The organism is Pseudomonas sp. p21, from assembly GCF_001642705.1.
Taxonomy (GTDB): domain Bacteria; phylum Pseudomonadota; class Gammaproteobacteria; order Pseudomonadales; family Pseudomonadaceae; genus Aquipseudomonas.
The window spans coordinates 174,660-197,330 of record NZ_LWBV01000004.1 but is presented as its reverse complement, the minus strand read 5'-3'; the positions used below and the strand labels follow the sequence as shown (position 1 = coordinate 197,330).

The 22,671-nt window shown below is 64.2% G+C and carries 20 protein-coding genes; 9 read left to right on the top strand and 11 right to left on the bottom strand.

Going from position 1 to position 22,671, the window contains the following annotated elements; all coding sequences use genetic code 11:
* Positions 1–3 precede the first annotated feature (3 nt).
* On the bottom strand, positions 4–1,158 hold the full coding sequence (gene ttgA / locus A4C63_RS14350) for a toluene efflux RND transporter periplasmic adaptor subunit TtgA (protein WP_063913228.1): 1,155 nt from the start codon (positions 1,156–1,158) through the stop codon (positions 4–6).
* Positions 1,159–1,416: 258 nt separating this feature from the next.
* Here ttgA and ttgR point away from each other — a divergent pair, with 258 nt between their 5' ends.
* Positions 1,417–2,049 carry an efflux transport transcriptional regulator TtgR gene (gene ttgR, locus A4C63_RS14345; protein WP_025340482.1) on the top strand — a complete coding sequence of 211 codons (633 nt, stop codon included), beginning with the start codon at positions 1,417–1,419 and terminating at the stop codon, positions 2,047–2,049.
* A 250-nt stretch (positions 2,050–2,299) separates the two neighbouring features.
* On the opposite strand, the gene A4C63_RS14340 is transcribed toward ttgR, so the two are convergent.
* On the bottom strand, positions 2,300–3,751 hold the full coding sequence (locus A4C63_RS14340; protein WP_063913227.1) for an MDR family MFS transporter: 1,452 nt from the start codon (positions 3,749–3,751) through the stop codon (positions 2,300–2,302).
* 440 nt (positions 3,752–4,191) lie between these two features.
* Between A4C63_RS14340 and A4C63_RS14335 the strand changes: the two genes are divergently transcribed.
* A complete protein-coding gene (locus tag A4C63_RS14335; protein WP_003259571.1) occupies positions 4,192–5,061 on the top strand; it encodes an oxaloacetate decarboxylase in 870 nt (289 codons plus the stop codon).
* A gap of 22 nt (positions 5,062–5,083) precedes the next feature.
* On the opposite strand, the gene A4C63_RS14330 is transcribed toward A4C63_RS14335, so the two are convergent.
* On the bottom strand, positions 5,084–5,989 hold the full coding sequence (locus A4C63_RS14330; RefSeq protein WP_063913226.1) for a LysR family transcriptional regulator: 906 nt from the start codon (positions 5,987–5,989) through the stop codon (positions 5,084–5,086).
* A 103-nt stretch (positions 5,990–6,092) separates the two neighbouring features.
* On the opposite strand from A4C63_RS14330, the gene A4C63_RS14325 reads away from it, so the two are divergent.
* Together A4C63_RS14325 and A4C63_RS14320 are read left to right on the top strand one after the other, a co-directional pair.
* Complete coding sequence (locus A4C63_RS14325) at positions 6,093–6,968, top strand: MBL fold metallo-hydrolase (RefSeq protein WP_063913225.1); 876 nt, start codon at positions 6,093–6,095, stop codon at positions 6,966–6,968.
* A gap of 27 nt (positions 6,969–6,995) precedes the next feature.
* Positions 6,996–7,610 (top strand): NAD(P)-dependent oxidoreductase, encoded by a 615-nt coding sequence (locus A4C63_RS14320; protein WP_063913224.1) that lies wholly within the window; start codon positions 6,996–6,998, stop codon positions 7,608–7,610.
* A 98-nt stretch (positions 7,611–7,708) separates the two neighbouring features.
* Here the strand turns inward: A4C63_RS14320 and A4C63_RS14315 are convergent, their stop codons facing one another.
* Positions 7,709–8,584, bottom strand: a complete 876-nt coding sequence (locus tag A4C63_RS14315; protein ID WP_063913223.1) for a LysR substrate-binding domain-containing protein — start codon at positions 8,582–8,584, stop codon at positions 7,709–7,711.
* Positions 8,585–8,698: 114 nt separating this feature from the next.
* Between A4C63_RS14315 and A4C63_RS14310 the strand changes: the two genes are divergently transcribed.
* Complete coding sequence (locus A4C63_RS14310; protein WP_063913222.1) at positions 8,699–10,336, top strand: 5-guanidino-2-oxopentanoate decarboxylase; 1,638 nt, start codon at positions 8,699–8,701, stop codon at positions 10,334–10,336.
* Between the two features lie 136 nt (positions 10,337–10,472).
* Here A4C63_RS14310 and A4C63_RS14305 read toward each other — a convergent pair whose 3' ends face one another.
* A complete protein-coding gene (locus A4C63_RS14305) occupies positions 10,473–11,393 on the bottom strand; it encodes an AraC family transcriptional regulator (protein ID WP_063913221.1) in 921 nt (306 codons plus the stop codon).
* 202 nt (positions 11,394–11,595) lie between these two features.
* Here A4C63_RS14305 and A4C63_RS14300 point away from each other — a divergent pair, with 202 nt between their 5' ends.
* Together A4C63_RS14300 and A4C63_RS14295 are read left to right on the top strand one after the other, a co-directional pair.
* Positions 11,596–11,889 carry a putative quinol monooxygenase gene (locus tag A4C63_RS14300; protein ID WP_063913220.1) on the top strand — a complete coding sequence of 98 codons (294 nt, stop codon included), beginning with the start codon at positions 11,596–11,598 and terminating at the stop codon, positions 11,887–11,889.
* Positions 11,890–11,971: 82 nt separating this feature from the next.
* Positions 11,972–12,205, top strand: coding sequence for a hypothetical protein (locus A4C63_RS14295; protein WP_051098363.1), 234 nt, complete (start codon positions 11,972–11,974; stop codon positions 12,203–12,205).
* On the opposite strand, the gene A4C63_RS14290 is transcribed toward A4C63_RS14295, so the two are convergent.
* Both A4C63_RS14290 and A4C63_RS14285 read right to left on the bottom strand, forming a co-directional pair.
* Entirely contained in the window at positions 12,206–12,811 is a 606-nt protein-coding gene (locus tag A4C63_RS14290) for a flavin reductase family protein (protein ID WP_063913219.1), read from the bottom strand.
* Positions 12,812–12,929: 118 nt separating this feature from the next.
* Positions 12,930–13,295 (bottom strand): hypothetical protein, encoded by a 366-nt coding sequence (locus A4C63_RS14285; protein ID WP_063913218.1) that lies wholly within the window; start codon positions 13,293–13,295, stop codon positions 12,930–12,932.
* A gap of 343 nt (positions 13,296–13,638) precedes the next feature.
* Here A4C63_RS14285 and A4C63_RS14280 point away from each other — a divergent pair, with 343 nt between their 5' ends.
* On the top strand, positions 13,639–14,391 hold the full coding sequence (locus A4C63_RS14280) for a hypothetical protein (protein WP_063913217.1): 753 nt from the start codon (positions 13,639–13,641) through the stop codon (positions 14,389–14,391).
* 277 nt (positions 14,392–14,668) lie between these two features.
* Here A4C63_RS14280 and A4C63_RS14275 read toward each other — a convergent pair whose 3' ends face one another.
* From A4C63_RS14275 to bglX, 4 genes are all read right to left on the bottom strand, one after another.
* Positions 14,669–15,988, bottom strand: coding sequence for an MFS transporter (locus A4C63_RS14275; protein ID WP_063913444.1), 1,320 nt, complete (start codon positions 15,986–15,988; stop codon positions 14,669–14,671).
* A 278-nt stretch (positions 15,989–16,266) separates the two neighbouring features.
* On the bottom strand, positions 16,267–17,601 hold the full coding sequence (locus tag A4C63_RS14270) for a sigma-54 dependent transcriptional regulator (protein ID WP_063913216.1): 1,335 nt from the start codon (positions 17,599–17,601) through the stop codon (positions 16,267–16,269).
* Entirely contained in the window at positions 17,595–19,352 is a 1,758-nt protein-coding gene (locus tag A4C63_RS14265; protein WP_063913215.1) for an ATP-binding protein, read from the bottom strand. Before A4C63_RS14265 ends, A4C63_RS14270 begins: the two co-directional genes overlap by 7 nt.
* 148 nt (positions 19,353–19,500) lie before the next feature.
* Positions 19,501–21,792 carry a beta-glucosidase BglX gene (bglX, locus tag A4C63_RS14260; protein WP_063913214.1) on the bottom strand — a complete coding sequence of 764 codons (2,292 nt, stop codon included), beginning with the start codon at positions 21,790–21,792 and terminating at the stop codon, positions 19,501–19,503.
* 186 nt (positions 21,793–21,978) lie between these two features.
* Between bglX and A4C63_RS14255 the strand changes: the two genes are divergently transcribed.
* Positions 21,979–22,596 (top strand): TPM domain-containing protein, encoded by a 618-nt coding sequence (locus A4C63_RS14255; RefSeq protein ID WP_063913213.1) that lies wholly within the window; start codon positions 21,979–21,981, stop codon positions 22,594–22,596.
* The last annotated feature ends 75 nt before the right edge of the window (positions 22,597–22,671 follow it).

Genomic DNA, 22,671 nt, shown 5'->3' with positions numbered 1-22,671 from the left:
GGTTTACTCCGCTTTGGCGTCTGCTTTCGCCGCGTTGGCCTGAACAGGGCTGGCCGGCTTCTTGACGTTGGTGGCTTCGCTGACCTTGACCTCGACGCCCGGGCGCACGTACTGCAGCCCTTCGGTGATCAGGCGGTCACCCGGGTTCAGGCCTTCCTCGATCAGCCAGTCGCTGCCCAGGGTACGGTTGGCCTTGAGCTGGCGCAGTTCGACCTTGTTCTCCTGGTTGACCACCAGCGCGGTCGGCGCGCCTTTCAGGTCGCGGGTCACGCCCTGTTGCGGGGCCAGGATGGCGTTGGCGTTGACCCCGGCCTTGAGCCGCGCATGCACGAACATGCCTGGCAGCAGGGTGTGATCGGGGTTGGGGAACAGGGCGCGCAGGGTGACCGAGCCAGTGGTCTCGTCGACCGCGACTTCGGAGAACTCCAGGCGGCCTTCCTGCTTGAACAGGCTGCCGTCTTCCAGCACCAGCTGTACCGAGGCGGCGTTGTCGCCGGCCTTTTGCAGCTGGCCGCTTTCCAGGTCACGGCGCAGCTTGAGCAGCTCGGCGGTGGACTGGGTGACGTCGACGTAGATCGGGTCGAGTTGCTGGATGGTGGCCATGGCGTTGGCCTGGCCATTGCTCACCAGTGCACCTTCGGTGAACGAAGAACGGCCGATACGGCCGCTGATCGGTGCCAGGACCTTGGTGTAGCGCAGGTCGATCTGCGCGCTCTTGAGCGAAGCCTCGGCCTGCAATCGTTTGGCATTGGCGTCGTCGTATTCCTGCTTGGAGACAGCCTGTTCGTCGATCAGCTGCTTGTAGCGCTCGGCCAGCGAGCGGGTGGCCTGCAGGTTGGCCTGGGCATTGGCCAGGTTGGCTTCGTACACGGCAGGGTCGATCTGGTACAGCTGCTGGCCTTCCTTGACCTCACTGCCTTCCTTGAACAGGCGCTTGAGGATGATGCCGTTGACCTGCGGGCGCACTTCGGCGACGCGGTAGGCACTGGTACGCCCCGGCAATTCCGAGGTCAGGGTGAAGGCTTGGGGCTGGATGGTCACGACGCCGACCTGAGGAGCCTGCGCCGCTGGCGCTGCTTCTTCTTTCTTACAGCCACTGAGCAGGGTGGCCAGGGCGACGGCGGAAACCAGAGCGGTAACGGCTGGCTTGAATTGCATGAGGATCCTCGGGTCGCTGGAGCTGGGAGACGCTCAAGAGTAGTGGAAGAGTCTTGATCTGGAAAAATTGCTATCCGGTGGATAAATAGCTTGCTAAGGAATATACTTACATTCATGGTTGTTTGTAAATACCGCTGGGTTGTACTCGGGTACTGCCACAGTCCTTGATTAGCTCATCCGCGAGGCACCCTGCAGAGGTGCCCCCGGAGTGTTCCCCGCACGCGCTGCGCGTTCGGGGCAGATGAGGTTTGTACTGCCATGGTCCGTCGAACCAAAGAAGAAGCCCAGGAAACCCGCGCCCAGATCATCGAGGCGGCGGAAAAGGCCTTCTACAAGCGCGGGGTTGCGCGAACCACCCTGGCCGACATCGCCGAACTGGCGGGTGTGACGCGGGGGGCTATCTACTGGCACTTCAACAACAAGGCCGAGTTGGTGCAGGCGCTGCTCGACAGCCTGCATGAAACCCATGACCACCTGGCGCGGGCGAGCGAAAGCGAGGACGAAGTGGACCCGCTTGGCTGCATGCGCAAGTTGTTGCTGCAAGTGTTCAACGAGTTGGTGCTCGATGCCCGAACCCGGCGTATCAATGAAATCCTGCATCACAAGTGCGAGTTCACCGATGACATGTGTGAAATTCGCCAGCAGCGCCAGGGTGCGGTGCTGGATTGCCACAAGGGCATCACCCTGGCGCTGGCCAATGCCGTGCGCCGGGGCCAGTTGCCAGGCGAGCTGGATGTCGAGCGCGCAGCGGTGGCCATGTTCGCCTATGTCGATGGCCTGATCGGGCGCTGGCTGTTGCTGCCTGACAGTGTCGATTTGTTGAAGGATGTCGAAAAATGGGTCGACACCGGGCTGGATATGCTGCGCTTGAGCCCGGCTCTGCGCAAATGACTCTTTGTGAAGGATTGTGAGGGAGTGTTACCCCTTTGTGTTAAGGGGCGATTAATGCTTTCGGATTGCTCAGCTGTGCAGGTTCTGCCGGCGCGCCGAGGTCTCTGTGGGAGCGGGTTTACCCGCGAACACCGGCGAAGCCGGTGCCATCCACCGCGCTGCCTTCTTCGCGGGTGAACCCGCTCCCACAGGGATCGCACAAGACGCAGGTTTGCAGCAAGGCAGCAGCCCCACAAAAGTACGGCCGCCTTCAGCGTCCGCGCAGTTGCCGGTCGGGCAATGCAAACGCTGCAATCAGTCCCAGCACGGCTACCCCGGCACTCCCCATCAACAACTGCCGGAACGTCTCCAGCAACCGCCCCTGTGTCACCAGGTCCACTTCGCCGGCCTTCAGGCTCCCCAGCAACGGATTACCCAGCGACTCGAACCCGCCCTGGTGCAGCAGCGCCAGCAGCAGGCTGGACATGCACGCCACCCCCATGGCCCCGCCCAGCGAGCGGAACAGGTTGGTGGTGCTGGTGGCCACGCCGATGTCCTTGCTGTCCACCGCGCTTTGCGTACCTACCAGCGAGGTCGGGAACTGCAGCCCGCAGGCGATGCCGGTCAGCAACATGAACAGCGCACTGGGCAAGGCCGACTGTGGCGGGGTCAGTGCCATGGCGAAAATGGCCAGCGGCATCAGCAGCGCGCCGGCCAGGATCTGCGGCTTGTAGCGCCCGGTCAGGCTGGTCATGCGCCCGCCGGTGAAGGCACCCATGGGCAGCCCCATCACTAGCGGCAGAAGGTGCAGGGCCGCGCTGTCGGCACCGGCGCCGGTGATGCTCTGGTAGCGCAACGGCATGAGCATGGTCAGAGAGATCGACTGGAAGCTGGCGAAGAAGATCACGCCCCAGCACAGCACCGCCACGCGGTTGCCGAACAGGCCGAGCGGCAGCAGTGGCTCCGGGCAGCGGCGTTCATGGGCGATGAACAGCACCAGGCCCAGCGCGGCGCAGGCGAACAGGGCCAGCACGGGTGGGGCGGCCCAGGCGTGGCCCTGGCCAACCAGGGTAATGCCCAGCAACAGGCTACCCAGGCCGAGGATCAGCAGCACGGCGCCGAGGTAGTCCACCTGCGCCTCGCGGCGCTGCGCCGGCATGCCGCCGAGGGCGCGGCGGATCGCCCACAGTGCAACCAGCCCCAGCGGCAGGTTGATCCAGAACACCCCGCGCCAGGACAGGTATTCGGTCAGCCAGCCGCCCAGCACCGGCCCGGCGACGCTGGCCACCGCGTGCATGCTGCTGAAGTAGCCCTGGTAGCGGCCGCGCTCTCGCGGGGGCACGAAGTCGCCGATGATCGCCTGGCTCACCGAGACCATGCCGCCGGCGCCAATGCCCTGCAGTACCCGGGCCAGCACCAGTTGCTGCATGTCCTGGGCCAGGGCGCAGGCGATCGAGGCCAGGGTGAACAGGCTGATGCCGGTGAGGATCATCCGGCGCCGCCCATACAGATCACCCAACTTGCCGTAGATCGGCACGGCCACGGTCATCGCCACCATGTAGCCAGAGATGACCCAGGCCAGCAGGCCGACATCGTTGAACTGCGCCGAAATCGCCGGCAGCGAGACGGCGACGATGGTCTGGTCCAGGGCGCCGAGGAAGATGGCCAGCATCAGGGCGGTGAGCACGTTGCGCAGGGTGGTGGGGGGCAGGGCGGCGGTCACGGGGATACCTTGTTTGTCTTTGGCGGCCTCTTCGCGGGTGAACCCGCTCCCACAGGTATGTCGCTGTTCCTGAGGGCAACGCCGTACCTGTGGGAGCGGGTTTACCCGCGAAAGGGCCCTTGGATTGTAACCTGAGTTAGGTAGCTTCCTATGTACTATCTGCATCCCCTATGCAAGATCGGCATTGGCGCATTCATCCAGTGCGGCATGGCTGCGTGATATCGTTGGTATGCCACAGAGGCTGAAAACCGGGGCCTGCACCAGCTTGGTGCAGCATTATGCCGCAGGGTTTTCGCGCCGCTGTCTCCCACACCTTTTATTCCTCTGCCTGCATGTCGAGCATGACCGCCCAGATGGCGACGGTTGGAACAGCCCAGGTAGACCCGATTACAGGGGTCGGTAGTTACCGTTCGAATTTCAACTTATTTTGCGGAGTGATCATGCCCAAGGCTTCCCATCAAGATCTGCGTTTTGCCTTCCGCGAGCTGCTCGCTTCAGGTTCCTGTTATCACACCGCATCGGTGTTCGACCCGATGTCGGCACGCATTGCCGCAGACCTGGGCTTCGAGGTCGGCATCCTCGGTGGTTCCGTCGCTTCGTTGCAGGTACTGGCCGCACCGGATTTCGCCCTGATTACCCTCAGCGAGTTCGTCGAGCAGGCCACCCGTATTGGTCGCGTGGCGCAACTGCCGGTGCTGGCGGATGCCGACCACGGCTATGGCAACGCGCTGAACGTCATGCGCACGGTCATCGAACTGGAGCGCGCCGGCGTGGCTGCGCTGACCATCGAGGACACCCTGCTGCCGGCCCAGTTCGGGCGCAAGTCCACCGACCTGATCCCGGTTGAAGAGGGCGTTGGCAAGATCCGTGCGGCGCTGGAGGCACGGGTCGATTCGTCGCTTTCGATCATTGCCCGGACCAACGCTGGCGTGCTCACTACCGAAGAAATCATCGTGCGTACCCAGAGTTACCAGAAGGCCGGAGCCGACGGTATCTGCATGGTGGGGGTGAAGGACTTCGAGCAGCTTGAGCAGATTGCCGAGCACCTGACGGTGCCGCTGATGCTGGTGACCTACGGCAACCCGAACCTGCGCGACGACGAGCGCCTGGCGCGCCTGGGCGTGCGCATCGTGGTCGATGGTCACGCGGCCTACTTTGCCGCGATCAAGGCCACCTACGACTGCCTGCGGCTGCAGCGCGGCCAGCAGAACAAGTCGGAAAACCTCAGCGCCACCGAGCTCTCGCACACCTACACCCAGCCCGAGGACTACATCCGCTGGGCCAAGGAATACATGAGCGTCGAGGAGTGACAGCGCGCTCCCTGTAGGAGCGTCACAGGTCCCGATCCCACTCGGGTTCGTCCTGGAACCGCTGCACGAGAAAATCCAGCATGCTGCGCAAGGTCGCCGGCATGTGCTTGCGTGAGGTGTACACCGCATTCAGGTTCAGCTCGCGCGGCCTGGCCTCGGGCAGCAGGCGCACCAGCTCGCCCCGGCGCAGGGCCTGCGCAGCCTGGTAGGTCGGCAGCATGGCGATACCAGCGCCGGCCAGCGCCGCCTTCTGCAGTGTCATCGCCTCATTGGCACTGATGTTCCCCGCCACCGGCACAGCGACCTGCTGGCCGGCCACCTCGAAATGCCACAGGCTGTGGCCGAAGTAGGCATGGGTCAGGCAATTGTGCCGGCTCAGCTCCTCGACCCGTTGCGGCGTGCCGTGCTCGCGCAGGTAGGCCGGTGCCGCACATACCGCCGAGCGGCACACGCTCAGACGCCGGGCGATCAGGTTGGGGTCAAGGTCATTGCTGGTGCGGATGGCCAGGTCGATGCGCTCGTCCACCAGATTGACCGTGCGATCGAGCATCTGCAGTTCCACCTTCACCCCGGGGTAGCGCCGCACGTAGGCAGCCACTGCATCCACCAGCTGTGCCTGGCCGAACGAGGTGCTGACACTGATGCGCAGTGCGCCCTTGGGCGCGTCATCCGGCTGCTGCACCGCGGCCTGCAGGTCGCCGGCCAGTTCCAGCAGTTGCCGGCAGCGGGGCAGGGTTTCCTGGCCGGCGGCGGTGAGGCTGAGCTTGCGCGTGGTGCGCTGCATCAGCCGTGCGCCAACCCAGTCTTCCAGCTCTGCCAGGTAGCGCGACACCACCGGTCGGGACAGCTGCAGATGATCCGCCGCCGCCGACTGGCTGCCCAGGTCGACGACGGTGACGAAAACGCGCATGGCGTTGAGACGGTCCATGATTTGCCCGATTTCAGAAACAAACTATGTTCGAGCATCGCATTTTTTGTCATGGATTGGGCAACTAAGCTGGTGGGCATTGTTCATCTGACGGGTGTTTGCGATGTCTCTTTTCACTCCCTTGCGTGGCTTGCTGCTGGCTTGCGTGACCCTGGCCGGCCCGGCGCTGGCTGCCGAACCCTTGCGGCTGGAGGTGTACAACCCCGGGCACGAGGCGATTTTCCCGGTCTCTTCGGTGATCGTCAGTGGCGAGCACGAAGCCATCCTCGTCGATGCCCAGTTCGGCAAGGCCCAGGCCGAGCAGCTGGTGCAGCGCCTGCGGGCAGGTGGCAAGCAGCTGACCAGCATCTACATCAGCCATGGCGACCCGGACTACTACTTCGGCCTGGATACCCTGACCCAGGCCTTCCCCGACGCCAAGGTGCTGGCTTCGGCCGCCACGGTTGCCCATATCCGCCAGACCATGGATGCCAAGCTGGCTTACTGGGGCCCGCAGATGGGCGCGGACAAGCCAGCGCGGCTGGTGCTGCCACAGGTGCTCGAAGGCAACCGCCTGACGCTGGAAGGGCAGGCCCTCGAGGTGATCGGCCTGGACGGCCCGCAACCTGACCGCAGTTTTGTGTGGATTCCGTCGATCAAGGCGGTGGTCGGTGGCGTGGTGGTGTCGGAGAACATTCATGTGTGGATGGCCGACACTCAAACGGCCAAATCCCACGCCGACTGGCTCGGCACCCTGGCGCACATCGAAGCGCTGGCGCCGCGCACGGTCATCCCCGGGCACTACCTGGGGGACAGCAGCCGATCGCTTGAGGCCGTGCATTTCACGGCGAACTATATTCGTGATTTCGACGCCGAGACCGCCAAGGCGAAAGACGCCGGTGCGTTGATCGCGGCGATGAAGCGACGTTACCCGGGCCTGGCTGATGAAAGCTCGCTGGAGCTGGGGGCCAAGGTCGCCAAGGGCGAGATGAAGTGGTAATTCCGTTCAACTGATGGAGAGTATCCCATGAGCAAGATCGCAATCATCGGTGCCACTGGCCGCGCTGGCAGCCAGTTGCTGGAAGAGGCCCTGCGCCGTGGCCACAGTGTGCTGGCCATCGCCCGCGACCCGTCGCGGCTGCAGGGGCGGGACGGGGTGACCGTCAAGGCGCTGGATGCCAAGGACAGCGCGGCCCTGCAAGCGGCGGTCGCGGGTGTGGATGCGGTGCTGAGTGCAGCGCATTTCTCGACCATCGAACCGCACGCCATCATTGAGCCGGTCAAGCGGGCCGGGGTCAGGCGCCTGCTGGTGGTGGGTGGTGCCGGCAGCCTGTTGCTGCCATCGGGGCATCGAGTGATCGACAGCCCGGACTTCCCCGAGGCATACAAGGCCGAGGCCACTGCCGGTGTGCGTTTTCTGGAGGTGTTGCAACGGGAGCCGAACCTGGACTGGACCTTCCTGTCGCCGTCGGCGGAGTTCGTTGAAGGTGAGCGCAGCGGGCACTACACGCTGGGCAAGGATCATCTGCTGATCGGTGCGGATGGCAAGAGCTGGATCACCTTTGCCGATTACGCGATTGCCATGCTCGACGAGCTGGAAAAGCCGCAACATTCGCGGCAGCGGTTCACGGTCGGGTACTGAGTCGCCTGCTTCGCGGGCACGCCCGCTCCCACAGGTAAAGCACAGGTCTTGGAATCTGTGCAGTACCTGTGGGAGCGGGCGTGCCCGCGAAGAGGCCCTCACTTGCTGGCCTGGTGTTCCAGCCAATCCAGCAACTCCCCCAACCCCGCCGGCAAGCTCCTGGCCTGGCTCACCAGGTAATACCCCTTGCCGGTCATCACCTTCAGCGCAAACGGCATGCACAACCGCCCCCCGCGCAAGTCATCGCCGATCAGCGACCAGTCGCCGATGGCCACGCCGGTCCCCTGCGAGGCCATGGCCATCGCCATGTCCAGCGTCTCGAAATGCTGCTTCGGCCCTTGAGTGCCCAGCGTCACCCCCGCTGCCTGCAGCCACAACCGCCAGTCATGCTCATCCCGCGACGGGTGCAGCAGCATGTGTCGCGCCAGGTCCTCGACCTGCTGCAACGGTACCGGCCCCTGGCGCAATGACGGCGCGCACACCGGCGTCAGCTGCTCATCGAACAGCTTGCGCACGCGCAGCCCGTGGTTCGGCGCCTCGCCGTAGACCACCGCCGCATCGAAACCCTCGCGGCGGAAATCCACCCCATGCTGCACCGTGGTGGTCAGCTCCACCGGCACATCCGGGCGTAACGCCTGCCATTCCATCAGGCGCGGCAGCAGCCAGCGCATCACGCAGGTCGGAGCCTTGAGCTGCAAGGTAGTGCTGCGCCCACCTACCTCACGCACCCCTTGTTCGATCAGCGCGAACACCTGCTGCACTCGTGGCAGCCAGTCCTGGCCTTCACGGGTCAGGCTCAGCCCGCGGGCCTGGCGCTGGAACAAGGCATAACCCAGGTGCTCCTCGAGGGCCGCGATCTGCCGGCTGACGGCGCCCTGGGTGATATGCAGCTGTTGCCCTGCACGGGTGAAGTTGCAGTGCTGGGCGGTGACCAGAAAGGTATGCAGGGCGGGTAGGGGGGGGAGGCGTTTCATTGCGCTAAGCCATGATTACAGAACATGGCTAGTATGTGTTTTTTTGCATTGTGGCGATAGCCGTGGCTGGGTCCAATAAGGGCATAACCCAACCAAGATTCATGGTGAAACCCGATGGCAACCTGCGGCGAAGTACTGGTAAAACTCCTTGAAGGCTATGGCGTGGACCATGTCTTCGGCATTCCTGGTGTACATACCGTGGAGCTCTACCGCGGACTGGCCGGCTCGTCCATCCGTCATGTCACCCCGCGCCACGAGCAGGGTGCCGGGTTCATGGCCGACGGCTATGCGCGGACCCGCGGCAAGCCCGGGGTGTGCTTCATCATCACCGGCCCGGGCATGACCAACATCACCACCGCCATGGGCCAGGCCTATGCCGACTCGATCCCGATGCTGGTGATTTCCAGCGTGCAGTCCCGCGACCAGCTGGGCGGTGGCCGCGGCAAGCTGCATGAGCTGCCCAACCAGGCGGCACTGGTGTCGGGTGTTGCTGCGTTTTCCCACACCTTGATGAGTGCCGATGACCTGCCACAGGTGCTGGCCCGGGCGTTCGCCGTGTTCGAAGGCGCCCGCCCGCGGCCGGTGCATATCGAGATCCCGCTCGACGTGCTGGTCGAACCGGCCGATCACCTGCTGCCGGGGCGCCCGGTGCATGGCAGCCGGGCGGGGGCAGCGCCACAGGGCGTGGCGCAGATGGCCGAGCGCCTGGCCAATGCACGGCGGCCATTGATCCTGGCCGGGGGCGGCGCGTTGGCTGCCGGCGCTGCGCTGGCGCGCCTGGCCGAACTCCTTCAGGCCCCGGTGGCGCTGACCATCAATGCCAAGGGCTTGCTGCCGTCCAGCCACCCGCTGCAGATCGGCTCGACGCAGTCGTTGCCGGCCACACGGGCGCTGGTGGCCGAGGCCGACGTGGTACTGGCAATCGGTACCGAATTGGCCGAAACCGACTATGACGTGACCTTCAAGGGTGGTTTCGAGATCCCGGGCAGCCTGTTGCGCATCGATATCGACCCGGACCAGACCGTGCGCAATTATCTGCCGGAGCTTTCGCTGGTGGCCGATGCCGCACTGGCCGCCGAAGCGCTGCTCGGTGCCTTGCAGGCCCTGCCGCAGCCGATGCGCGAAAGCACCTGGGGGGTGGCGCGCGTGGCCAATCTGCGCCAGGCACTGGCGACGGGTTGGGACCAGCCGACCCTGAGCCAGACGCGCTTGCTGACGGCGATTCTCGAGCGCCTGCCCAATGCCATTCTGGTGGGCGATTCGACCCAGCCGGTGTACACCGGCAACCTGACCCTGGACATGGACCAGCCACGGCGTTGGTTCAATGCCTCGACCGGCTACGGCACCCTGGGTTATGCGTTGCCGGCGGCCATGGGCGCCTGGCTGGGCAGCGCGGAACAGGTCGGCGAGCGTGCGCCTGCGGTGTGCCTGATTGGTGATGGCGGTTTGCAGTTCACCTTGCCGGAGCTGGCCAGCGCGGTGGAGGCGCAAGTGCCGCTGATCGTGCTGCTGTGGAACAACCAGGGGTATGAGGAGATCAAGAAATACATGGTCAACCGGGCGATCGAGCCGGTCGGGGTGGATATCCACACCCCGGACTTCATTGGTGTGGCGCGGGCCCTGGGCGCGGCGGCGGAGCAGGTGGCGGATGTGGCGCAGTTGCAGGCGGCGTTGGGGCACGCGGTGGAGCGCAAGGGGCCGACCCTGATCCAGGTTGACCAGAATCAGTGGCAGGGGGCTGTGTTGGGTTGAGGAATTGCTATTGCCTGAGCTGGCCTCTTCGCGGGTGAACCCGCTCCCACAGGTACTGCACAGTTTTCAGTTTCTGTGCAAAACCTGTGGGAGCGGGTTTACCCGCGAAAGGGCCGGGGCAGGCGAAGGCTGAACTTCAGCCAGCAGTCGCCCGCAACCTGGCCACATCACGAATCGGCGGCGCGCCATACAGCCGGCTGTATTCACGGCTGAACTGTGACGGGCTTTCATACCCCACCCGATAGGCCGCCACCGCTGCCTCCAGCCCGTCATTGAGCATCAACCGCCGCGCCTCCTGCAGGCGCAGTTGCTTCTGGTACTGCAACGGGCTCATCGACGTCACGGCCTTGAACCGGTGGTGCAAGGTCGAGGTGCTGAGGTTGACCTCCCGTGCCAGGTCCTCGATGCGCAAAGGCAGCTGGTAGTTCTGGTTGAGCCAGGTAATGGCCTGGCAAACCCGGTGGGTCTGGCTGTTGGCCAAGGCGATTTCGTACAACCGATAACCCTGCGGCCCACGCAGCAGGCGGTAGAGAATCTCCCGGCGGAACAGTGGCGCCAGCATCGCGATGTCGCGCGGGGTATCCAGCAGGCGGATCAGCCGCAGCAGGGCGTCGAGCAACGCGGCATCGGTTCTTTCCACATACAGGCCACGACCGGAAGGCCGGTTGGGCACCAGCATCGGCCCGCTGTCGGCGATCAGCTGGCTGATCTCGGCCGGGTCCAGGTCCATGCGCAGGCCAAGGCTGGGGTGCTCGGGGCTGGCGTCGAGCCTCACGCCGCTCAACGGCAAGGTTACCGAAACCACCATGTAGTGCAGCGGGTCGTAGGCGTACTGCTCGTCCCCGAGGAACAGGCTCTTGCTGCCCTGGGCGAGGATGCACAGCGCGGGTTGCGCCAGGGTCGGCACCGAGCGCACGTTCTCGGTGTAGCGCACCAGGTACAGGTCATCGATGGCCGATGCCGGGCCGTGAGGCTCGCCGGCGTGGCGGCGGATCAGCTCGGCCAGCTCCTGGCGTTGCAGTTCCAGGCTCGGGTCGATGGACGTGGCGGTGGTCATGATGGCTTTCCTCTGCTGACCGACGCAGCATAGGTTTGGGCAATGGCGGGCGCTAGTCAAAAGCTGCACGTCGATTGCCTGATCCTGCCGCGCCGCAGGATCAGGCAATCGCCGAGCAGTAATGGCCTAACGCGCCGCGCGGGTGAGCCCCTAACCTTGGCAACCTGGCTTTTCCGTCCGCCTGCTTCAAGGAGATTGTGCAATGACCCCGACACAACCGGTCACCCACCTTGCTTTCATCCGTGCCAGCAGCGGGCGCTCGGCGGAGCTGGGCGCGCGCCTGCGTGACCTGCTCGAGCCATCGCTGCGGGCACCGGGCTGCCTGAGTTTCACGGTGCAGCGTTCGCAAGCTGATGCCGACTTGTGGTTGCTCAGTGGCAGCTGGCGGGACCAGCAGGCGATGAGTGGCTACTTTGCTTCGCCAACGCTGGAGGTGTTTGGTGAGTTGGTACAGGCGCGAGTGGTCAGTAGTCTGGACTTGCATACCTTTGATTGAGGTGTTGCCTGTTCTGGCCTCATCGCCGGTACAGGTGAATAGGGTAAGATGCTGCCCCTTGATCAACCAGGTAGATTGCAACATGGCACGTAGGGAATTCCCGCATTTCGAAGCGGTTTCGGCGATGGTCCCGGTAGAAGGTGGTGGCTACAACGCGGCCATCGCGGTCAAGGCCCTGGGCATGGGCGGTGCGCCGCGCTTTCACAAGATTCTTGACGGCCAGGTGTTCAAGGGCGCCGTGGCCGCCGACGAAGCGGCCACGGCCGAGTTGCAACGCCTGCAGGGCGTCAGCGAAGAAGGTGAGCTGATCTGGTGATCAGGCCGGCGGGCGGGCCATCTTGAACAGGTTGCCCAGCTCGAAATAGTCTGCCGGGCCACCGCCACGCAGGATCGGTTCGGCAGCAGCGGTATCGTAGATGCCGTTCTTCAACAGGTGCTCGGCAATGTGCACCGCCACCACTTCACCCAGGATCAGCCAGCTGGGCACCGGTTCCTGATCGGCCCGCTTGAGCTGGACGATCTGGCTGACCTTGCACTCGAAGGCCACCGGGGTTTCGCCGACACGCGGCACGTTGACAATGCTCGACGCTGTGGCAGTGAGGCCGCTCAATTCGAATTCGTTTATCTCGGCGGCAACCGGTGCGCAGCTCTGGTTCATCTGCTCGGCCAACGGGCGGGTGGCCAGGTTCCAGACGAACTCGCCGGTCTGCTCGATGTTGTTCAGGCTGTCTTTGCGCCCGACGCTACAGAAACCGATGATCGGCGGGATGTAGTTGAAGGCGTTGAAGAAGCTGTAGGGCGCCAGGTTCAGGCGGCCTTCGCGGTCCTGTGAGGAAATCCAGCCGATAGGGCGGGGGCCGACGATGGCGTTGAACGGGTCGTGGGGCAGGCCGTGGCCTTTGGCGGGTTCGTAGTAATACATCTGTGCTGGGCTTGCTGGCCCTACCTCCTGGTGGACAAGGTGCCTAGTGTGCCAAGCCTGTGCTCGCCTGCAAATGATCAAGCCCGGCCGAAGCCGGGCTGGGTGCGCGCATCAGGGATCAGCTGATGCGGTGGGCGTTGGTGCGTTCGAAGCCGTCTTCGGCGAAGCGTTGGCCACCGGTGCGGTCGAAGCCGTCTTCGGCGAAGCGTTGGCCACCGGTGCGATCGAAACCGTCTTCAGCAAAACGCTGGCCACCGGTGCGGTCGAAACCGTCTTCAGCAAAGCGCTGGCCACCGGTGCGGTCGAAGCCGTCTTCTGCGAAGCGTTGGCCGCCGGTGCGGTCGAAACCATCTTCAGCGTAGGCAGCGGATTGGCTCTGGGCCGCTGCGAAGGTGTGGGCGTTGGTGCGGTTGAAGCCATCTTCGGCGAAGGCGCCAGTAGCGAAAACCGAGAGGGCCAGGGTGAGGATCAGTTTGTTTTTCATGGTCGTTGCTCCAGGGGTTCTTGAGGTTGTTTGTTTCTATGGGTTTAATCCTACGCCGATTAATTTGATTAAAAAGCGCAAATAATAGTGCTTAAAAATCGAATAATTCGATATGTGTTGGCGTGGATTCTGTGGCTCTGGCAGCGGTTCTGGCTCAGGATGTGCCTGCCCATAAGGCGACGTTCTGCCAGCCATTTCAGCTTGAGAGGGGGAAATTAATGGGGCGTTAAGGATGAAAGATCTTTCATTGAAGGCTGCTCAACGCATTTTTCATACATCACCAACCGATTTTTCAAATGCTGCTCAGCACCATCGCCGCACCTCAAACCGGAGCGGCACAACAATGAACAAACTCCCGCAAATCACCTTGGCCTTCTGGGTCATGAAGATCTGCGCTACCACCCTTGGCGAAACGGCAGGTGACTTGCTGTCGATGACCCTGAACATCGGCTATGCCCTTAGCTCGCTGCTGCTGATCAGCGTGTTCCTGCTGACCCTGCTCGGCCAGCTGTACTCGCGCCGCTACCACCCGATGCTGTACTGGCTGGTGATCCTCTCTACCAGTACTGCCGGCACCACCATGTCCGACTTCATGGACCGCACCCTGGGCCTGGGCTATGCCGCAGGTTCGGCCATCCTCATCGGCATCCTGCTGTTGACCTTCCTGGTATGGCGCCTGAGCGGCAACCCACTGGATGTCACCCGCATCAAGAACCGCACGGGCGAGCTGTTCTACTGGGTGGCTATCCTGTTTTCCAACACGCTGGGCACTGCTCTGGGCGACTACCTGGCCGATGACTCGGGGCTCGGGTTTGCCGGTGGTGCACTGCTGATCGGCAGTGCCATCGCCTTGGTGGTGGTGGCCCGCTACTGGACGCGCATCCCCGGCGTGGTGTTGTTCTGGGTTGCGTTCGTGCTCACCCGGCCGTTCGGCGCCACCCTGGGCGACTTCCTCACCAAGCCTCACGAGAAGGGCGGCCTGGACTTCGGCACGGTCGGCTCTTCGGCGGTATTGGGCGGGGTGTTGCTGGTGCTGGTGCTGATGGCCACCTGGTACCAGCGCCGTGAACCGCGTCAGGTGTTGGAGATGTCCTGAGCCTGCTTTCAGGTACCTATGAGCCGATTAATTGGGCTATTCGGCTCACATGGTGAGCCGAATAGGATTTCTAATCGGCTCGTCAGAGGGTTTTGGAGGTATGGCTTGATGTTTGCGGTGTTGCTGAAATCGAGCGCCGCCCGCGCGGCGCTCGATCTGATAGGCGCTGAACCGCTCACGACGAACGCCTGGCAACCCTGACATATCCTCAAACGCCCGATAAAAAAGGGGCGCCCCATGCACTGGAGCGCCCCTTTTCAGTATTGCCAGGCCAGCATCACTCAGTGGTAATTCGCGAGTGCTGCTTGGTGTCCTTCATGGTCGCGTACACCAGCAACGAGCAGGCGATGCAGGCGGTGACGTACCAGTAGAAGCCGCTCTCCATGCCCGCGCTCTTGAACCACAGGGCCACGTACTCGGCGGTGCCGCCGAAGATCGACACGGTCAGGGCATACGGCAGGCCCACGCCCAGGGCGCGGATTTCAGTGGGGAACAGCTCGGCTTTGACCACGGCGTTGATCGAGGTGTAGCCACTGACGATGATCAGCGCCGCCATGATCAGGAAGAAAGCGCCCCACCAGGTCTGGATGGTGTGCAGGGTGCTGAGGATCGGTACGGTGAACAGGGTGCCGAGCACGCCGAAGGCGATCAGGATCGGGCGTCGACCGATCTTGTCGGACAGGCCGCCGATCACCGGCTGCAGGCACATGAACAGGAACAGCGTCGCGGCCGAGATGGTGGTCGAGTCGCTGATGCTCATGCCCACGGTGTTGACCAGGTACTTCTGCATGTAGGTGGTGTAGGTGTAGAAGGCCAGGGTGCCGCCCATGGTCAGGCCGACCACGGTCATCAGCTCCTTGGGGTGGCGCAGCAGGGTGCGCATCAGGCTTTCCTTGGCCTTTTCCTTCTTGGTGAAGGAGGCGGTTTCTTCCATGCCGCGACGCAGGTACAGGGCTACCACGGCGCACAGCGCACCGATCACGAACGGAACGCGCCAGCCCCAGGCATACAGCTGCTCGGTGGTCAGGGTCTGTTGCAGGACAATCAGTACCGCCAGGGCGATGAGCTGGCCGGAGATCAGGGTCACGTACTGGAAGCTGGAGAAGAAGCCACGGCGGTCCTTGCTGGCCATTTCGCTCAGGTAGGTAGCCGAGGTGCCGTATTCACCGCCCACCGACAGGCCCTGCATCAGGCGTGCGATGACCAGCAGGATTGGCGCGGCGACGCCGATGGTTTCGTAACCCGGGGTCAGGGCGATGACCAGCGAGCCGGCGCACATCAGCAGCACCGAAGCCATCAATGCGGCCTTGCGGCCTTTGCGGTCGGCGTACAGGCCCATCAGCCAGCCACCGATCGGGCGCATGAGGAAGCCCACAGCGAAGATCGCGGCGGTATTGAGCAATTGTGCGGTGGAGTCGCCGGCCGGGAAGAAGGCCTTGGCGAAGTACAGCGAGAATGCGGCGTAGACGTACCAGTCGTACCATTCGACCATGTTGCCGATGGACCCGCTGAAGATCGACTTCAGGCGGCTGGCGGTGGTTTTTTCTGCGGCAGGCGCGGTGGCCGCCCCGGCGGGCAGGGAGGTGGCATTATCCATCAGGGATACCTTCTCGTTGTTTTTGTGGAGCGCGCCGTGGCGCAGCTTGCACAGGTGATTGCAGAAGGTGTGCCAAATGGGTGCATGGGGCTTCAAATGGGGGCGCTGTGCGCACCTTCGCGGGCACGCCCGCTCCTACAGGTACCGCGTGGCGCCTGACGTGTCGCAGTTCTTTGTAGGAGCGGGCGTGCCCGCGAAGGGCTGCAACGCAGCCCCAAAAAATCTTGAAAATGAGCGGCTTTTTGCTTACTGGCTGAGCGCTATAGGCGGATTTTCGCTCATTCCCGCCCAATAAAATCCTCGCGTACCAAACCATGCCGCAGCATCTTTTCGTTAAGCGTGCGCCGCGGCAGCTGCAAGGCCTCCATCACCGCCTTGATTTCGCCCCCATGCTGGCGCAGCGCCGCGCGCAGGCATTGCGCCTCGAACGCTTCCATCTGCTCGCCCAGCGACTGCCCGGCAGGCGCCACCTCGATGTTCGGCGAACCCAGCCCCAACGCATGGCGTTCCGCCGCATTGGCCAGTTCACGCACGTTGCCTGGCCAGTCATGCGACAGCAGCTGCGCCAGTTGTGCACCCGACAGCGGCGGGGCCGCACGGCCAAGCTTTTCGCCGGCGGCACGGGCAAAGTGCTCGAACAGCAGTGGAATGTCCTCACGTCGCTCACGCAATGGCGCCAGGCGCAACTCGGCCACGTTCAGGCGATAGGCAAGGTCTTCGCGGAAGCGCCCGGCGCGGGCTTCTTCGAGCAGGTCGGGCTTGGTCGCGGCAATGATGCGCAGGTCGACGCTGATGCTCTGGTTGGCCCCCAGGCGCTCCAGCTTCTGTTCCTGGATCACCCGCAGCAGCTTGGCCTGTTGGGCCAGTGGCATGCTTTCGATTTCGTCGAGGAACACTGTGCCACCGTTGGCGTACTCCAGCTTGCCGATGCGCTTGCCCTGAGCGCCGGTAAAGGCGCCGCTTTCATGGCCGAACAGCTCGGCCTCGAACAGCGACTCGGGGATGGCTGCACAGTTGAGGGCGACGAACGGCTTGCCGGCGCGCGGGCCAAAATCGTGCAGGCAGCGGGCCACGCGCTCCTTGCCACTGCCGGTTTCGCCACGGATCAGCACATTGACCGGCAGGCTGGCCAGGTCCAGCACTTGCCGGCGCAGCTGTTGCAGGCCCTGGGACATGCCCAGTAGCGTGCCTTCCAGGCGTGACTTGAGGTCGGCCTGCTCGTGCAGCCGGCGGTTTTCCAGCACCAGCTGGCGCTTTTCCAGGGCCCGGCGCAGGCTGCCCAGCAGGTGCTGCGGGGTGAAGGGTTTTTCCAGGAAGTCATAGGCCCCGCAGCGCATGGCTTCCACCGCCATGGGCACATCGCCGTGGCCGGTCAGCAGGATCACCGGCAAGTCGGGGTCGTCCGCCTGCAGGCGTTCGAGCAATTGCAGGCCATCCATGCCCGGCATGCGCACATCGCTAATGATCACCCCGGGAAAGTGCCGCGGCAGGTGCGCCAGGCATTCCTCGGCGCGGGCGAACAGTTGCACGCTGAAGCCGGACAGGCTCAGCCATTGTTCGACCGCAGTGCGGATACTGGCTTCATCGTCGACGACGATCACTGAATTCAACATACAGGCTCCAGGTCACGGGGCAGGGTAAGGCTCAGGCGCGCACCGCCGGGCAGGTTTTCGGCCTGCAGTTGGCCACCGGCCTCATGGACGATACCGTAGGAAATGGCCAGGCCCAGCCCCAGGCCTTCGCCCACCGGCTTGGTGGTGAAGAACGGGTCGAAGACCTTGGCCAGGTCGGCCTCGGCGATGCCGCCGCCCGAATCCAGCACGCTCAGGCGCCACAGTTCGCCGTCGGGCTCGATGCGGATTTCCAGGCGTTTGTAGCGCTTGTCGGCCATGGCGTCGAGGGCATTGCGCAGCAGGTTGATCAGCACCTGCTCCAGGCGAATGGCATCGCCGCGCACCCAGGCCGGGCGCGCCAGGTACAGGGCTACCTCCACTTCTTCACTGCGGATGCGCGCTTCCAGCAGGTGCAAGGCCTGGTCGACCACGGTGGCCAGGTCGAGGCGCTCGCGCAGGCCGACCGGGCTGTTGCGGGCGAAGGTTTTCAGGTGGCTGGTGAGCGCGGCCATGCGCGTGAGCATCTGCTCCAGCGGTTCCAGCGCCCGGCGTGCTTCGTCATGGCGGCCATGGTCGAGCAGCAGGCGCAGGGTTTCCAGCTGCATGCGCTGGGTGGTCAGCGGCTGGTTGATTTCATGGGCCATGGCTGCCGACATCTGCCCCAGCGCGGCCAGCTTGGCCGATTGCACCAGGCCTTCCTGGGCGGTGCGCAGCTCCCGGGTGCGCTCCTCGACCTGGCGCTTGAGCTCCTCCCGGCTGCGCTGGCGCAGGCGGGCCAGGCGCAGGCGCTGGCTGACGAACAGTGCAGCGAACACCAGGCTCAGCCATACGGCGGCGGCGCCGAGCGCGGCATTGCGGCCGTCGGCGGCGACCTGCGGCTTGCGCAGCAGGTGCAGCGTCCAGTTCTCGCCCTCCAGCGGCAGGCTTTCCCACAGGTACTCGGCATTGCCCTCCGGGCCTTGCACGCGGCTAAGGGTGCTATTGGCGGCAAAGCGCGTCAGCACCTGGTGCTGCAGCGGCACCAGCGGTTGCTTGTCGTACTGACGGGTTTCGGCCAGCTCGGCACGGTCGGCGCCACTGAGTGGCTGCAGCTCGCGGTAGCGCCAGCCGTCCTGGTTGGCGATGAAGGTGATGCCACGGGCATCGCTGACCAGCAGGATATCGCTGCCCTGGCGCCACTCGCGCTCCAGTTCGGGAAACTCCAGCTTCACCACCATGGCACCGAGGAAGCGGCCATGCTCGTCGTTCACCGCGCTGGCGAGGAAGTAGCCCGGCACGCCACTGGTCACGCCCACGGCGTAGAAGCGGCCACTGCCCTGGCTGCGGGCTTGCTTGAAATAGGGGCGGAAGCCGTAGTTGGAGCCCACGTAGCTGCTGGGCAGTCGCCAGTTGCTGGCGGCGATGGCCAGGCCGGTGCGGTCGAGCAGTTCGAGGGTAGAGGAATTGGCGGCACCGTTGATGCGCTCAAGCTTGCGGTTCAGGGCGTCCTGCACCGGTTCGCTGACCGGGCCGCGCAGGGCGGCGATCAGCTCCGGGTCCAGCGCCAGCACGGCGGGCAGGGCGCGGTAGCGATCGATCAGGGTGTGCAGGGCATTGGCGTAAAGGCCCAACTGCTGGCTGGCACGCCGGGCGTCGTCTTCCATGGCCTGGCGCTTGGCCTGGTGCATGGCCCAGCCGGCGCTGAAGGCGGTGCCCAGCACGATCAGCAGGGTGATCAGCCCCAGACGCAGGGCGCGAACGGAAAAGGGCATGGGGCGGATCCGGATGAATGGGACATCAGGGCCGACCTATTCGCGGGCTTGCCCGCTCCCACAGGAGATTCACAGCCCGATGGACCTGTGCATTACCTGTGGGAGCGGGCAAGCCCGCGAAGGGGCCGGTACAGGCAAAACCTGTCAGTTACAGCAGTTCAAAGCTCTGCTGCTGCACCGCCTGGGAATCCAGCCCTACCTGGACATTGAACTCCCCTGGCTCGGCAACCCGCTGCAGCTGGCCATTGTAGAACTTCAGGTCTTCCTCGCTGATGCGGAAGCTCAATGTGCGCGACTCGCCAGGCTTGAGCATCAGTTTCTGGAAGTTCTTCAGTTCCTTGACCGGGCGGCTCATGGACGCCGACACATCCTGCAAGTACAGCTGCACCACGGTTTCACCGTCACGCTTGCCGGTGTTCGTCACTGTTACCTTGGCCAACAGTGTGTCGCCACGCTTGAGGTTGTTGGTGGACAAGGTCAGGTCCGACAGCTCGAAGCTGCTGTAGCTCAGGCCATAGCCGAACGGGTACAGCGGGCCATTGGGCTCCTCGAAGTACTGCGAGGTGTAGTTGCCCGGCTTGCCCGGCGTGAAGGGGCGGCCAATACGGGTGTGGTTGTAGTACATCGGGATTTGCCCGACCGAACGGGGGAAGGTGATGGCCAGCTTGCCGGACGGGTTGTAATCGCCGAACAGCACGTCGGCGATCGCGTTGCCGCCTTCGGTACCGGCGAACCAGGTTTCGAGGATGGCGTCGGCTTGCTCGCGTTCCCAGGCAATCGACAGTGGGCGGCCGTTCATCAACACCAGCACCAGCGGCTTGCCGGTGGCCTTCAGGGCCTTGATCAGCTCACGCTGGCTGGCCGGGATTTCCAGGGTGGTGCGGCTCGACGACTCGTGAGACATGCCGCGGGATTCGCCGACCACTGCCACTACCACGTCGGACTGCTTCGCCGCCTTCACCGCTTCGTCGATCAGCACTGCAGGCGGACGCGGGTCGTCGACGATTTCCGGGGCATCGAAGTTGAGGAAGTTCAGGTAATCGAACATCGCCTTGTCGCCGGTGACGTTGGAACCTTTGGCGTAGACCAGCTTGGCCTTGCCCTCCACGGCACGGCGCAGGCCTTCGCGCACAGTCACCGAGTGCACCGGTTTGCCGTCGGCAGCCCAGCTGCCCATCATGTCGATCGGGGCATCGGCCAGCGGGCCGACCAGGGCGATGGTGCCGGCCTTTTTCAGCGGCAGGGTCTGGTTGCGGTTTTCCAGCAGCACCAGGCTGCGGCGCGCCACGTCACGCGCGGCGTCGCGGTGCAGGCGGTCGTTGCCGTAGTAGTCCTTCAGGTCGGTTTCGGCCTTGCCGATGCGTACGTACGGGTCCTTGAACAGGCCCATGTCGTACTTGGCACCAAGCACTTCGCGCACCGCCTGGTCCAGCTCGCCCTGGGTAACTTCACCGGACTTCAGCAGGCCTGGCAGCTCTTCGCCGTACAGGGTGTCATTCATGCTCATGTCGATGCCGGCCTTGATCGCCAGCTTGGCGGCTTCGCGGCCGTCGCGGGCGACGCCATGGCGGATCAGTTCCTGGATGGCGCCGTGGTCGCTGATGGTCACGCCCTTGAAGCCCCACTCCTTGCGCAGCAGGTCATTCATCAGCCAGGTGTTGGAGGTGGCCGGCACGCCGTTGATCGAGTTCAACGCCACCATCACCCCGCCGGCACCCGCGTCGAGTGCGGCGCGGTAGGGCGGCAGGTAGTCGTTGTACATTTTCGGCAGGCTCATATCGACCGTGTTGTAGTCGCGCCCGCCTTCCACCGCGCCATACAGGGCGAAGTGCTTGACGATGGCCATGATGCTGTCGGGGTTGGCCGGGCTGCTGCCCTGGAACGAGCGGACCATCACCTGGCCGATCTTCGAGGTCAGGTAGGTGTCTTCACCGAAGCCTTCACTGGTGCGGCCCCAGCGCGGGTCGCGGGCGATATCGACCATCGGTGCGAAGGTCATGTCCAGGGCGTCGGCAGCGGCTTCGATGGCAGCGGTGCGGCCGACCTTGGCGACGGCGTCCATGTCCCAGGTCGCGGCCATGCCCAGACCGATCGGGAAAATGGTGCGTTCGCCGTGAACGGTGTCGTAGGCGAAGAACATCGGAATCTTCAGCCGGCTACGCATCGCCGCGTCCTGCATGGGGCGGTTCTCGGGGGCCGTGCGTGAGTTGAAGGTACCGCCGATGCGCCCGGCGGCAATTTCCTCGCGGATCTTATCCTTGGGCATTTCCGGCCCGATGCTGATCAGGCGCAGCTGGCCGATCTTCTCGGCTTCGGTCATCTGGCTGATCAGATGGTCGATGAACGCCTGCTTGTCCTGCAGGGGCGGGGCGGAGGGGGCGGCGAGGGCCGCCTGACTGGCAAGGCCCATGGCCAGGCCCAGCAAAGACAGTTTCATCATCAATTCCGTTATGGGGCCTCTGCCGTATCCACGGTGATACGTACGCGGCCGAGTTTTTCAGGCGGCTATTGTTGTACGATTTGCAGGCATTTCTTCCAGCGGCGGATTATGCCTGAATATGTCGCCTGCGGACGAAGCCCCGAATGCCGGGACAACAACTATAAGAACGCTCAAGAGACCGACGGCATGACCCCCCTCGACGAATACCATCAGCGCCAGATCGCTGAAGCCATTGCCCGTGCCGAGCGGCGCACCGATGCCGAACTGGTGACGGTGCTGGCCCGCCGTGCCGATGATTACGCCTATTGGCCTTTGTTCTGGGCCGCCGTGCTGGCGCTGGCCGTGCCGTGCCTGATGCACTGGCTGCTGGGCTGGCCCGGCGTGCGTGGCCTGCTGGTGGCCAATGTGCTGCTGTTCGTCGGCCTGTGCCTGCTGCTGCGCAACCCACGCCTGGCCGGCTGGCTGATCCCCCGGACATTGCGCCGCTGGCGCGCTTCGCGCCTGGCCCGCCAGCAGTTTCGCGAGCAGAACCTGCAGCGTACTGCTGGTGCCACGGGCGTACTGATTTTTGTCAGCGAGGCGGAGCGGCATGTGGAGATCCTGGTCGACCGCGGCATCGAGCACTACCTGGATGCCACCGCCCGCGCGGCCATCGTCGCCCGCTTTGCCGAACAGGTACGCCAGGGCCGTACCTTGCAGGGTTTTGTCGAGTGCATCGAGGCGTGCGGCGAGCTGCTCAGCGAGCACGTGCCACCTACCCATGCGCGTAACGAGTTGCCCAACCGGCTGGTGATTCTCGATTGAGTCGGCGTCCGATGGCTTGATGCTTCCCCTGTGGGAGCGGGCGCGCCCGCGGTACAAACCGGAGACATCGTTTAC

Bases quoted from the DNA above. Each gene is read 5' to 3' on its own strand.
- ttgR (WP_025340482.1), top strand. From the start codon at position 1,417: ATGGTCCGTCGAACCAAAGAAGAAGCCCAGGAAACCCGCGCCCAGATC.
- A4C63_RS14320 (WP_063913224.1), top strand. From the start codon at position 6,996: ATGAGCAAGATCGCAATCATCGGTGCCACTGGCCGCGCTGGCAGCCAG.
- A4C63_RS14285 (WP_063913218.1), bottom strand. From the start codon at position 13,295: ATGAAAAACAAACTGATCCTCACCCTGGCCCTCTCGGTTTTCGCTACT.
- A4C63_RS14275 (WP_063913444.1), bottom strand. From the start codon at position 15,988: ATGGATAATGCCACCTCCCTGCCCGCCGGGGCGGCCACCGCGCCTGCC.
- A4C63_RS14315 (WP_063913223.1), bottom strand. From the start codon at position 8,584: ATGAAACGCCTCCCCCCCCTACCCGCCCTGCATACCTTTCTGGTCACC.
- A4C63_RS14330 (WP_063913226.1), bottom strand. From the start codon at position 5,989: ATGGACCGTCTCAACGCCATGCGCGTTTTCGTCACCGTCGTCGACCTG.
- A4C63_RS14270 (WP_063913216.1), bottom strand. From the start codon at position 17,601: ATGTTGAATTCAGTGATCGTCGTCGACGATGAAGCCAGTATCCGCACT.
- A4C63_RS14305 (WP_063913221.1), bottom strand. From the start codon at position 11,393: ATGACCACCGCCACGTCCATCGACCCGAGCCTGGAACTGCAACGCCAG.
- A4C63_RS14335 (WP_003259571.1), top strand. From the start codon at position 4,192: ATGCCCAAGGCTTCCCATCAAGATCTGCGTTTTGCCTTCCGCGAGCTG.
- A4C63_RS14255 (WP_063913213.1), top strand. From the start codon at position 21,979: ATGACCCCCCTCGACGAATACCATCAGCGCCAGATCGCTGAAGCCATT.
- A4C63_RS14325 (WP_063913225.1), top strand. From the start codon at position 6,093: ATGTCTCTTTTCACTCCCTTGCGTGGCTTGCTGCTGGCTTGCGTGACC.
- bglX (WP_063913214.1), bottom strand. From the start codon at position 21,792: ATGATGAAACTGTCTTTGCTGGGCCTGGCCATGGGCCTTGCCAGTCAG.
- ttgA (WP_063913228.1), bottom strand. From the start codon at position 1,158: ATGCAATTCAAGCCAGCCGTTACCGCTCTGGTTTCCGCCGTCGCCCTG.
- A4C63_RS14295 (WP_051098363.1), top strand. From the start codon at position 11,972: ATGGCACGTAGGGAATTCCCGCATTTCGAAGCGGTTTCGGCGATGGTC.
- A4C63_RS14265 (WP_063913215.1), bottom strand. From the start codon at position 19,352: ATGCCCTTTTCCGTTCGCGCCCTGCGTCTGGGGCTGATCACCCTGCTG.
- A4C63_RS14290 (WP_063913219.1), bottom strand. From the start codon at position 12,811: ATGTATTACTACGAACCCGCCAAAGGCCACGGCCTGCCCCACGACCCG.
- A4C63_RS14310 (WP_063913222.1), top strand. From the start codon at position 8,699: ATGGCAACCTGCGGCGAAGTACTGGTAAAACTCCTTGAAGGCTATGGC.
- A4C63_RS14280 (WP_063913217.1), top strand. From the start codon at position 13,639: ATGAACAAACTCCCGCAAATCACCTTGGCCTTCTGGGTCATGAAGATC.
- A4C63_RS14300 (WP_063913220.1), top strand. From the start codon at position 11,596: ATGACCCCGACACAACCGGTCACCCACCTTGCTTTCATCCGTGCCAGC.